This is a genomic window from Sinorhizobium psoraleae, assembly GCF_013283645.1.
Lineage (GTDB): Bacteria > Pseudomonadota > Alphaproteobacteria > Rhizobiales > Rhizobiaceae > Sinorhizobium > Sinorhizobium psoraleae.
In genome coordinates this window covers 3,313-14,001 of record NZ_JABEKV010000023.1, presented here as the reverse complement: position 1 = coordinate 14,001, position 10,689 = coordinate 3,313, and the positions used below count along the sequence as shown (strand labels likewise).

The following is a 10,689-nucleotide window of genomic DNA, read 5'->3' as shown; positions in this document are numbered from 1 at the left end:
CCTGGAATTAGGGGATTCCCATCTGTTTTGAAGTATTGGAAACTGCCGGAAATCGTCTGTGATGTAGCTGATTTCTGGTGTTTTTGGTATGCGGCCAACTCGTCCCTCTTCCGGTAGAAATGATCTTTTTCGCGATCGTCTGGACGCGATCATCAACCCGCGCCATGCCCTGGTGCGATTGTCTGGCGTGATCCCATGGGCACGATTTGACGAGGCGTTCGGAGGGTTCTATCGGCCGATCGGCCGCCCCGCCAAGCCGACGCGGCTGATGGTCGGGCTGCATTACCTGAAGCATGTCCACGACCTGTCTGACGAGGAGACGGTCGAGCGCTGGGTGGAGAATCCGTATTGGCAGTTCTTCTGCGGCTTTGAGTTCTTCCAGCACGAAGCGCCGATCGACGCGAGCACGATGACGCGCTGGCGCAAGCGGATTGGGCCGCAGGGGTTGGAGGAATTGCTGAAGGCGAGTATCGAGGCAGCGCTTCAGACCGGAACGGCCAGGCCGGAATCTTTGGAGCGGGTCAATGTCGATACGACGGTGCAGCCGAAAGCCATGCTCATCCGACCGACAGCAGGCTGTATCTGAAGGCTCTGCAGATGCTGGTCCGGCAAGCGAAGAAGCATGGCATCGAGCTCAGACAGAGCTACACGCGTCTGGCAAAAGCAGCGGTGGTGCGCGCCGGCCGTTATGCCCATGCCCGGCAATTCCGCCGCATGCGCCGCGAACTGAAGCGCCTGCGCACCTTCCTTGGTCGCGTTTTGCGCGATATCGGCCGCAAGATCGCCGGCAACGTCGAACTGGAGAGGACCTTCGCCCGGCTGTTCGGTCTTGTCGAACGGCTGCTGGCGCAAAAACCGAAGGACAAGAACAAGCTCTATTCGCTGCATGCTCCCGAGGTCGTCTGCATCTCGAAGGGCAAGGCTCGCACGCCATACGAGTTCGGTTGCAAGGTCGGTATCGCGGCGACGAACCGCGAAGGGCTGGTGCTGGCGGCCAAGGCGTTCGAGGACAATCCCTATGACGGGCACACGCTCTCACGCACCGTCGACCAGGCTGTTGCCATGGGTGGTATCGATCCGGATCGCATCTACGTCGATAAGGGCTATCGCGGTCATGATTACACCGGATCGGCGTCGGTGATGATTGCCGGAAGCCGGCGCGGGCTGACGCCGACCATGCGACGGGAGCTGAAACGACGATCGGCCATCGAGCCCACCATCGGCCATATGAAGGCTGATGGCAGGCTGGACCGCAACTTCCTTCTCGGGCATGTTGGCGACGCCATCAATGCACTGCTCGTGGCCGCAGGTCACAATCTGCGCCTCATCCTGGCCAAACTGGCTCTTTGGCGTGCCCTCATCAAGGCCGCGCTTATCGTTCTCATGGCGAAATCGGATACTTCTCCAGATCTTCCCACCGCCAGAAGATCAATGATTTAGCCTTTGTTCAGGGCCGACTACGCTCAGCATCAATCCATCTTGGATAACAAATCGTAAACGTGCCAAAGTAGTGCTAGTGGTTTGAATCAAATCACGCCTCGATAGAGAACGTGTCAACCTAACGACGCCAGGCGAAATGGCTGTTTATGCTGCATAGACCATGAAAACATCGGATGCAGCGACGTCCGTCCATGACGCAAGCAGCGAGGCGGCCAGCTACTAACACGAGCTCGCAGCTCATCCAATGCATCGGCCTGCCCGCACCTTCGTGCTCCCGGTGCCTTTGTCCCGGATGGTCGCACCATACGCTACGATCTTCAGAACCGCAGCCGGATGTTGGCACCAAGAATCTATAAGTGAGTGCGTAAAGCCCGCATCGGTCTCGGCTCACGATCTCGACAGAAGGGTGCCGTTCCAGCCATTGCGCGGCACTCGCCACGCTCCCGTCATAAAGGACATCGGGAAGCGAACGACGCTCCAGGTCAACGATCACCCTGCCGCAGCGCCAGGACCGCCGCCAGCTCTGGCATCGCAATGCGCGAGCGCGGCATCCCGCTTCAGCTGCCGCAGGATCGTGTCGTCGCTGACAGGCATGCTGAGCCTTCGCATCAAGCGCTCGCCAGGACCGCCGCCTGCACTATGGCCGAGCAGACTGACAACCTCCTAGACCCTCCTTGTCCGGCGCGCACAAGGGGAAGCGATCGTCGGCAGTCGGTCGGTGAACGTTTGTCGTTGACAGCTGCATTACCTGAAGCATGTTCACGACCTGTCGGACGAGGAGGTGGTCGAGGGTGGAGAATCCGTCCGTATTGGCAGTTTTTCTGCGGCTTGAGTTTTTCCAGCACGAAGCGCCGATCGACGCGAGCACGATGACGCGCTGGCGCAAGCGGATCGGGCTGCAGGGGCTGAAGGAGTTCCTGAAGGCCAGCATCGAGGCGGCGCTTCAGACGGGAACGGTCAGGCCGAATCTTTGGAGCGGATCAATGTCGACACGACGGTGTAACCGAAAGCGATCGCTCATCCGACCGACAGCAGGCTGTATCTGAGGCTCTGCAGATGCTGTCCGTCACGCCGGGAAGCATGGCATCGCGCTGCGGCGAGCTACACGCGTCGGCGAAAGCAGCGGCGGTGCGCGCCGGCCGTTATGCCCGTACCCGGCAATTCCGCCGCATGCGCCGCGAACTGAAGCGCCTGCGTACATCAAGAGAGCAAGGCGTTTGAGATCCTACCCCGCCGCTGGGTTGTCGAGCGCACATTTGCATGGCTGGGGCGATGCCGCAGGCTGGCGAAAGACTTCGAGAAATCCATCGCTTCAGCCCAGGCCTGGATCATGATCGCCCCGCATGCTCACGAGGCGGCTTGCAAGATATTGCTATCGTTGAATCACTTTTCGAGTCCGACTCTGAGGCTTTCGTTTCGCCTTAGCAGCCAACGGTCCGCCACACTGCTGTCTCGGCCCCTAGGCAGAGCGCAGGAACTCGAACGGATCCTTGGCAACCCACTGCTGCGCGACCGAGCCGTTGAAGCCAAAGGCTTTAACGGGATTTCCGGGCTCTGTGCCTCGACCTTGATTGTCGACTACCAGAGACGTGTTCGCAATGGAAGTAATGTACCCGGGACGTGCTGTGAAGCTCCACTGCTGAGATTTTGTCGGGGCACCGTTATAGACAGAGAGCACGAGCGGCACCTCCGGAGCTACTTTGCCGGCCTTGTAGTCGAGGGCCAAGGTTTGCCCGCCTTGATCGAGCAGTATCACGTTCTTGCTTAGGTCGATATTCCAGACAAGTGTCACACCGGATCCCGTCAGTGGGTAGAGGCCCGCCGCGGCGCCGACCATTGCGTCATTAACGCCCAAGCCAAGGCTGGTGTTCTGTCGCCACTGGATAAACTTCTGAGACATGATGATGCTCCCTTCTAGTAAGTTCAACATGTTATTCACTGTATAATCGCCGCCGATCCCGTAATAAATCGCTGCTTTTCGCTTTCGGCGCATTAGACAGTGTCGCTAGAAAAGACTTCCGAGTCACCTACAAGTATTGGTAGGCCGCATCCATTATCTTTCCGCGAGTGACGCTTCAGGGTGAGCGACAGCAAGCGGTTCACTTCGAACGCGATGTCGCGGATACGCCTGGAAAGGTGATCTACAACTTTGTCGTTCGGACTGATTGGAGCGTTGTTGCATACCGAAGCGAGCCGCAGGCGCTGACGCACCGTTGAAACCGAGACGAAGTAGCGCGCAGCGATTTCCTCCTCGGCGAGGCCCTGGAGGTGGAGGGTCTGAAATGCCCGGAACTGATCGAGCGGATGCATTTCTTAGGTTATGCGTCAAGTGTCCTTTTAGCTGGAAGATACTGATTGTGGGGACTTTTCAGCTCTGACCGGTATTTCGAGTGTATCTTTGGCTCCGCAACTCTCTTGGGGCCGTCGATCAGGCACATTCGCGACGGAAGCGATAGTTGCCCTTTGATACGCGCATGGCCTTGGCAATCGCCTTATTGATGTCATCGAGATTGCAAGTTTCCGGATGGAACTTGCGGCCTACCCATCGCCGCATGGCTTTGTGCTCATCATGCTCAGGATCGAGCCAGGCGTCGAGGAAGTCGGCATAACCTGAAGTTCCTCCAACATCTTCTGGAGGCCCGGACCGTTTGCCGGCAATGCAGCGGGGATATTGCACACCTTCCTCGCGGGCGACGCGCTCCAGACGCAGCAGATGACGCCAATTATCGCCGAAGTCGTATTCGTAGAGGATCGTCAGAGCGCTTTCGTCGCGGTCGTACGGGAAGTGAAGGTCGATCATTCTGACCTCGGTCGCCTCAAAGATCCGGCTGTCGGACAGACCGTCCTCATCGAACTCCGGGGCGCCGTAGATCAAACCGCCGATGTTGAACTGATGCAGATGACTGTCGGTCCAGCCGAAGGCAGCCTGCAGCACTTCGTGGAGTTGGGCGAGGTTGAGAGTGATTGGCAGTTCGAGAGTGCGGCTGATCTCGGGATCGATGTCGAGGATATGAACCTCGGCGCGCACGATGAAGCTATCTGGGTCAAACGGGTCGAGCATATCGGGATCATGCCGGGCATAATGGTCGCACGCAATGGATGAGCCAGCAATTGTTCAGTGTGGCGAGACAAAGTACTCCGTGATCGCGATCAGGATTTTGGTCCGCGCGGGATAGGAACGGGTTTCATGCCGCGATCGCGTTCGGCAACAAGGCGGGCATTATGACGTTTCTGCCGCTCAACCTCCGTTTCGGCTTCGAGGATGCGCTTCAATAGGACGGCATTTTCCGTCACCATACGCCGCTCCTCGATCTGCAAGACCTGGATCAGAGCGCGCTGCTGGGCGAGTTTGTCTTCCCAGGCCGCCAGCTTCTCGGGCACGATCTTGCGATCGCTGGCGCGACGCAACTCGTCGATCATCGAGCGGTGGTTGGTGTAGATGGCGTTGCGGCCGACACGCGCTTCGCGTGCGAGCGTGGCAATGGTCAGACGGTAGGATCGCTTTTGCAGGTCCGGGTGTGTGGGCAGTCCCTTCACCAGGCGCTCCAGAGCCTCCCGCAGCTTGCGGTCGGTGTTGCGCAGGCGTTTTTCCTGCGGCGTCAGCGCCGGTGTTTTACTCAATTTACGCGCCATCGCGATCATCCTTTCCATGATCGAGTTCGCCAAGGATGCGATCGCATTCGGCGATCCGTGTTTCCGCAACCCTGCGGCTGACTGGGTCGAGGCCAGGATGAGCGAGAAGATCGGCATTGCGGTCGCGGCGCGCCTGCCAGACCGGTCGATGCCGGGCCGTGACGGCAAAGTTGGCGCAGGTGAGACACGTGCTTTCAGTCCGCAGCGCGGGGTTGGGTCCTTTCTCGTCGCCGAAGCAGGCAGCCGTTTCGACGCGGTAGACACAATAGCCCCAGTCGCAGACCCCGAGGCGGAGGTCCGTTTCTTCCATCAGGAAACGGACATAAGCCTGGACATCGCCGTCGCGTGTGCGCCCGCGGAACTGCGAGCGAGCGGCAATCATGCGTCCACCCTTGCCGGCGAGCGTCATCGCCGTCAGCACCTCTTCCAGGGCGGCGCGGGTTTCTTCCCGGGTATGCCGATCGATCAGGTCGTCAAGCGCGAAGTCGGTTCCGATATAGCCACGATCGGTCATGGCCCGGGTCACATGGCCGAAGTGCGCCTGAAGCGCATGTAGTCCGGTGCGGTCGCGTTTGCCGACAAAGCGCGCAAAGGTCTTTCGGCCCTGATGGGTGTTCAGATGCCAGGGCTCGCCCTCGTGGTCCGGCAGGCCGATGAACGGTGCGAACAGATCGTTCAGCCGCCGTATGATCGTGGAGACGACGGGCAGGTCAGTTCTCGCAGCGGGACCGACAAGGCCCGTGCTGGCCATCACCAGAAAGAGCTCGGATCGCCCGCTTTGCGCCCGCAGGCGAGCGGTCAGTTGCTCCATGACCAAGACGGCCCGTTCGACGGGCGCTGGAGCAACCCAGCGGTGGGCTTCGCCGTCGACGCCGCCCGCCGTCTTGTAGATCTGGCCGGCGAGATAGGCGAAGCTCTCGCTGCCATCACTGGCAGGATGCTGCTCGATGCAGCCGACCTGAAGGCCAAGGATCTCCGAGACCCGGGCGCCGACCAGATAAGCGATGACGACAAAGCATGCGTCGTAAATGCGATCTGCAAGATACCGCACCTGCTTAGTGCTGGTGACAGGCGCTTCATGCCAGGGAGATTCCTCTCCGGACAGGGTCGAGAAGGTAAACTCCCTGATCGCGTCGGTCGCGACGAACCCGGCCTTCGTCTGGCTGATGCCCCTGTCAAGGGCATCGTCATACGCAACCTGCGCCTGCGTTTGCAAAGCAATGATGTCGTCCGCCGGCTGTTCGATCAGCCGCAAGGCCGCCGAGACCAATGGCACGGCGACCGCGTCCGGCGTATAGGGAAGCCAGCCTCGGTCACGCCGAACGAACGGCGGCACGATTCCTGGGAATGGATCATCAATTGCCACTTCGGGGAACTTCGATCCTTGGAGATACAGAAGCGTCAGCAAATTTGCGTAGTGTTGCAGGGTCATGGCCGACAGCGCCTTGCCCGGCTTGCTGCCAGGACGCTGCGCCATCGCCGCTAAGAACCTATCGCTGCCATCGCGGTCGAGATCGGCGAAGCTGCGGTACCCTTGCGCCGCCATCCAGCGGATCAGCGTCCTCTGCATATTAAAGACGCGGACGATCGTCGAATCGTGAACGTTGCGGCGGCCTGCAGGCGGGTCCAGCTTCAGGCTCCACAGGAACAGTTTGGCCGCCTCTCGCCAGTCAGCCCATTGCGGATCGCTGAACCCGCTGTCGTCGGCCAGGGTAAATCCCCAGTTTTGCGCCGGGGCGATGGCCGTCGAGATGCCAGACCTGGTCTGACCATACCGAGCGCGCCGATATTCGAAGCGCTGGCCTTGCCGCGGCTGCAAGATCGGGTGCCGTGGACGCTTGCATCGCTCACTCCAGCGCCGGCAGGATTGGCAGAGCCAATATTCGACCTTCGGCCTCCGCACGCAGCGACTGCGGGAAGTCCGGCAGGATGTCGTCGACCAGGATGCGCAGGCTCGGCGCATACAGAAGCTCGAAGCGGCGCGGATCGATGCGCTTACGCGCACGCTCCAGTTCGCCGATCGCTCGAAGGATGCGCGCCATGTGCTCCGCATCGATCGGGATGACCAGTCCCGGGCAGCGCAGGCATCCGCCGAAGTGCCGGCAGATCCTGCCAGTCGCCGATCCAGGCGCTGTGCCAGTGGCCGGGTTGAGGCAATCATGGCTGAACGGAACCGTCGCATCGTTCGCCAGCGCAATGCTGTCTCGCTGCGCCTGATCTTGCGGGTCAGCCTTCGCGCCGACGATCCAGCCAAGCATCAGCCCCTGCAATCGGACGATGGTCTCGCGCTGGATGCGGCGTGTCTGAGGTCCCTTGATATAAAGCTCAGTCGTGTCGGCGCGAGCGTGATTGAGCACGTCTTGTGTCGCGACGATGTCGCCGCCGGACGCCTTGTAATATTCGGTGGCGACGCTGCCCCGCAGCAGAACGGCGGCAAAATCCGGCAAGAGTTGGCGTGCGCGCTCGGGCGCCGCCTTGTTCCAGATGGATATCCGGGCATTCGAGCGTTTGATGAACGCCTTCAGGGCATGCGACAAGGTCGCCTCCACGACGAGCGTCACCGCGTCCTTCTTCTCACTCTTCACCAGGAATAGCCGGTTGCGATCCTGGCGGCTGGCCCGGGCCGCGAGCGGGGCGGTCATCGCCAGCACTTTATCGATTAAGTTCGGCGCCGCATGTCGCCGACGCCGGTCGAAGGATCGCCGCTGCGCGCGCTTCACCTTCGCACCGGCCCGGGGCTTGGCCCATTCGACGATGATACGATGCTCATCGAGCGGATGCGCCAGTTGGCAGTCGCGCGTCACCAGTCGCAGTGCATCCGGATTGCCCGCCGTCTGGATCGAAAGCGCGATAAAGAATGCGACGACCGTTTCGCCGGTCAGGTGAAGATAACCGCCAAGGTGACGAAGGCCGCCATGACGATTGACCGCCGATATGTTGACGCCGCTGCGGATCGCAAGCGTCCGCGACGGCAGCACGCCGGCATTCACACCCGCAAGCGCCAGGACCAGGTGGCACAGCTCGGGATCGACGCCATCGACCGGGCCGCTCGCCGCAAGGATGGTCCGTCCCGTTTCGAAGCGCTCCCACGCCTCGTCGATTTCCTCATAGCACGCGCCCAGGATCGCCTTGAGATCCGCTGCGCCAAGACGCGGTCGCGCATCGGCATTGCGGCTCGGCCAGACCCGCCAAGGGAAGTCGATGCGGGCAGGCAGCCGGACGGATGCCGGCGCTTGGTCCAGTCGATCATCTGGCGAAGCTGCATCAGCACATTCGCCCGCGATCCCTTCGACCAGGGCTGGTTCGTCTGTCCTCCAACCTGGCGATCCAGCCACGCGATGTAGCGCCCCACCATCGCACTGGTCAGATCGTCGGCGGACAGGACCTGGCCGTCCTCCACCACAAAGCGCGCGAACGTCCGCAGCGCCATCCAGCAATGACGCTGTGTCTCCCGGCTCGATGCCGCATGATGGTGGCGGAAAGCATCGGCCAAAAGTATCGCGATGTCCGACGGCAATCCGAGCGTGCCGGAATCGTAGCGCTTTGTGACCTCGCCCCAGCCGTCGCGGAAGACGACGATGGTGTCGGCCGGCCGGTCCAGAACGATCGGTGTCGCGGCCGACAGCCGCCGGTCGATGTGCCCGCGTCTAACGGCCATCGGGGATCAACTCGCCATAGAGATAGTCGATGCTGTCGGCGAGTTCCCGGGCATTGAGCTCGACGCAGCGCAGGTAGATCGCCGTGCTCTGGATCGAGCTGTGCCCCAGCAGAACCTGCACGATCTTCAGCGGATTGAGGTCCGGCGTGGTCAATGCCTGCCGCTGCAACCGCACCAGCATCGTCATCGCGAATGTGTGCCTCAGATAATGCAAGGTTCCCGTCACACCGGCCGCCCGGAAGGCCTCAGCAAACACCGCCGTCAATCGCGCCTTGCTGACGGCGTTTCCCTGAAGGTTGAGAAAGAGCGTGGAGGGCGGCCGATAATCCGGTCGCTGGCGCCGCAACGCCCGGACCTGCGGCGTGCGAACCTCGTCGATATAGCGCTGCGTGCGGTCGACCAGGCGGATCGGCGGGTAGATCGTGCGCGGCTTGTCACCCTTGGTGATTGTCAGCGGCACGCCGATCAGAGGATGATCGTCGTCATCCAGATGCGCCGTCTCCGGAACCTGGAAGACGGCAAGGCCGCAAAGCTCCTTGCGCCGCAATCCCGTCGCCAGCGCCCATTCCGCCATCAACCGGTAGGGCATCTCGAGATGCGCAAACACCCGGCGCAACTGATCGACACGCAACGGTCTCGGCAGACGTTCGTGCTCGGCGACCGTCAGGATATTCGCCGCCATGATCCCCGGACGCCCATCCACATGCGCCAGGAATGATTGTCGCCGGCCGGAGCCCACTCGAACGTCGACGAACTGGAACGGCAGACTCTCGATCCAGCCGCGGCCCTGGGCCCATGCATAGAACCGGCAGACCGTACGGACCCGATCGTTCACCTTCGACCGCGCGTATGGCCGTTTCGTATGCGGGCTCGGCTGTGACAGCATGCGATTGCGCCAGGCCGCAATCTCCGCCTCGCTCACACCGCGCCAGTCGAGACCGGATTGCTCCAGGCTGTCGAACCAGTCATGCAAGTGCTCGCCGTAAGTCCGGATAGTTTCCGCGGCGTGGCTACGACCGGGAATCGCCGCCAGTTCCATCAGCCAGGCAAACGCCGGCTCGATGATCGACATCCGTTCCGACACCAAAATTGGAAAGCCGGCCGGGATTGCGGCATAACCCATCGCCGCCCTGATGATCCGCACCACGATCTGTCCTCTTTGCCCGCCGTCGCTCAAAACAACAAAAGACATCAGCAGGACCCAAAGCCCTGCCTAGCAACAAAGAAGACAGTTTCTCGAACCGGATGTTATCTTGAGCGGGGCGCCTTCGGCGCACTCTTCTTTTTTGAATGCGAGGGGTTCCCCTCGCGCTCTCCCGTTCGCCACGTGGCAGGGGTGCAGGACTTCGCCTGTACCCCATCAAAAAAGCTTGTGGTGTCGCCGCCGCCTCAAGTGTTGTCCTCGCTACGCTGCGGGAACACTTGACCCGGACGTCCGTGTGCCTTCCTCGATATGCCCCGCGAATATGGCCCACAACCATGACGGTCATACGAACTCAACAGGACAGTTGCGACGCAGAACCTAACATTTCCGCCCGGACGAAATTTTCAATGAGGGAGGTTTCTTCCGCCTGCTTCTTGGTCTCGACGATGCAGGGGATCTCAGCATCGGCGCCGATGTGACCTTCGGGGCAAGGCGCTCGAGGACAGCGAGGCGGCGGCCGCCAGCTTGAACGAAATAGCCGTTTCCGGACTTGTGGACGAGCAGGTTCTGCTTCATGCCGTTGGTCTTGACGCTGGCATAGAGCTCGTTGTCCTCCTCTTCGCTCGTGGAGGTCTTGCGAACGTTGAGCGGGCTGCGGGATAGCTTGTTGAGGGGGATCATGGCGATGGTGGGCTTATGAGACCTGTGCGCGGGTGTGTGGACCGAAGCGAACGACTGTGATTCTATCACTCTGAACAATGGATTGAGGGATTCGAATGGGACGTCGACGCATAGGTCAGGAGAAGTTCGGCTT

At 61.0% G+C, this 10,689-nt stretch carries 9 protein-coding genes and 4 pseudogenes; 3 read left to right on the top strand and 10 right to left on the bottom strand.

Annotated elements, in window-relative coordinates; all coding sequences use genetic code 11:
• Positions 1-88 precede the first annotated feature (88 nt).
• Positions 89-1,440: pseudogene (locus tag ILFOPFJJ_RS33895) on the top strand (IS5 family transposase).
• 349 nt (positions 1,441-1,789) lie between these two features.
• On the opposite strand, the pseudogene ILFOPFJJ_RS35845 reads toward ILFOPFJJ_RS33895, so the two are convergent.
• Positions 1,790-2,178 (bottom strand): annotated as a pseudogene (locus tag ILFOPFJJ_RS35845) (ISL3 family transposase); the annotation flags it as partial.
• A gap of 1 nt (position 2,179) precedes the next feature.
• On the opposite strand from ILFOPFJJ_RS35845, the pseudogene ILFOPFJJ_RS33890 reads away from it, so the two are divergent.
• Together ILFOPFJJ_RS33890 and ILFOPFJJ_RS33885 are read left to right on the top strand one after the other, a co-directional pair.
• A pseudogene (locus ILFOPFJJ_RS33890) lies at positions 2,180-2,640 on the top strand (transposase); the annotation flags it as partial.
• 4 nt (positions 2,641-2,644) lie between these two features.
• Positions 2,645-2,822: pseudogene (locus ILFOPFJJ_RS33885) on the top strand (transposase); the annotation flags it as partial.
• Between the two features lie 77 nt (positions 2,823-2,899).
• On the opposite strand, the gene ILFOPFJJ_RS33880 reads toward ILFOPFJJ_RS33885, so the two are convergent.
• The 9 genes from ILFOPFJJ_RS33880 to ILFOPFJJ_RS33845 form a co-directional block, all read right to left on the bottom strand.
• Positions 2,900-3,340 (bottom strand): RICIN domain-containing protein, encoded by a 441-nt coding sequence (locus ILFOPFJJ_RS33880; RefSeq protein WP_173514761.1) that lies wholly within the window; start codon positions 3,338-3,340, stop codon positions 2,900-2,902.
• A 92-nt stretch (positions 3,341-3,432) separates the two neighbouring features.
• Entirely contained in the window at positions 3,433-3,750 is a 318-nt protein-coding gene (locus ILFOPFJJ_RS33875; protein WP_173514757.1) for a hypothetical protein, read from the bottom strand.
• Positions 3,751-3,868: 118 nt separating this feature from the next.
• The gene (locus tag ILFOPFJJ_RS33870; protein WP_173514760.1) at positions 3,869-4,501 is read right to left on the bottom strand and encodes a plasmid pRiA4b ORF-3 family protein; all 633 of its coding nucleotides are present in this window, start codon (positions 4,499-4,501) and stop codon (positions 3,869-3,871) included.
• 89 nt (positions 4,502-4,590) lie between these two features.
• Positions 4,591-5,106 carry a hypothetical protein gene (locus ILFOPFJJ_RS33865; RefSeq protein WP_246300015.1) on the bottom strand — a complete coding sequence of 172 codons (516 nt, stop codon included), beginning with the start codon at positions 5,104-5,106 and terminating at the stop codon, positions 4,591-4,593.
• A complete protein-coding gene (locus ILFOPFJJ_RS33860; protein WP_210267713.1) occupies positions 5,063-6,892 on the bottom strand; it encodes a site-specific integrase in 1,830 nt (609 codons plus the stop codon). The genes ILFOPFJJ_RS33865 and ILFOPFJJ_RS33860 overlap by 44 nt, the downstream gene beginning before the upstream one ends.
• Positions 6,893-6,920: 28 nt before the next feature.
• Positions 6,921-8,063: a site-specific integrase gene (locus ILFOPFJJ_RS34835; RefSeq protein WP_210267712.1), complete on the bottom strand. Its 1,143-nt coding sequence runs from the start codon at positions 8,061-8,063 to the stop codon at positions 6,921-6,923.
• The gene (locus ILFOPFJJ_RS34830; RefSeq protein ID WP_210267711.1) at positions 8,060-8,731 is read right to left on the bottom strand and encodes a hypothetical protein; all 672 of its coding nucleotides are present in this window, start codon (positions 8,729-8,731) and stop codon (positions 8,060-8,062) included. The genes ILFOPFJJ_RS34835 and ILFOPFJJ_RS34830 overlap by 4 nt, the downstream gene beginning before the upstream one ends.
• The gene (locus ILFOPFJJ_RS33850; RefSeq protein WP_210267710.1) at positions 8,721-9,923 is read right to left on the bottom strand and encodes a tyrosine-type recombinase/integrase; all 1,203 of its coding nucleotides are present in this window, start codon (positions 9,921-9,923) and stop codon (positions 8,721-8,723) included. The genes ILFOPFJJ_RS34830 and ILFOPFJJ_RS33850 overlap by 11 nt, the downstream gene beginning before the upstream one ends.
• 330 nt (positions 9,924-10,253) lie before the next feature.
• Positions 10,254-10,625, bottom strand: a complete 372-nt coding sequence (locus ILFOPFJJ_RS33845; RefSeq protein WP_512700890.1) for a ParB/RepB/Spo0J family partition protein — start codon at positions 10,623-10,625, stop codon at positions 10,254-10,256.
• Positions 10,626-10,689 lie beyond the last annotated feature (64 nt).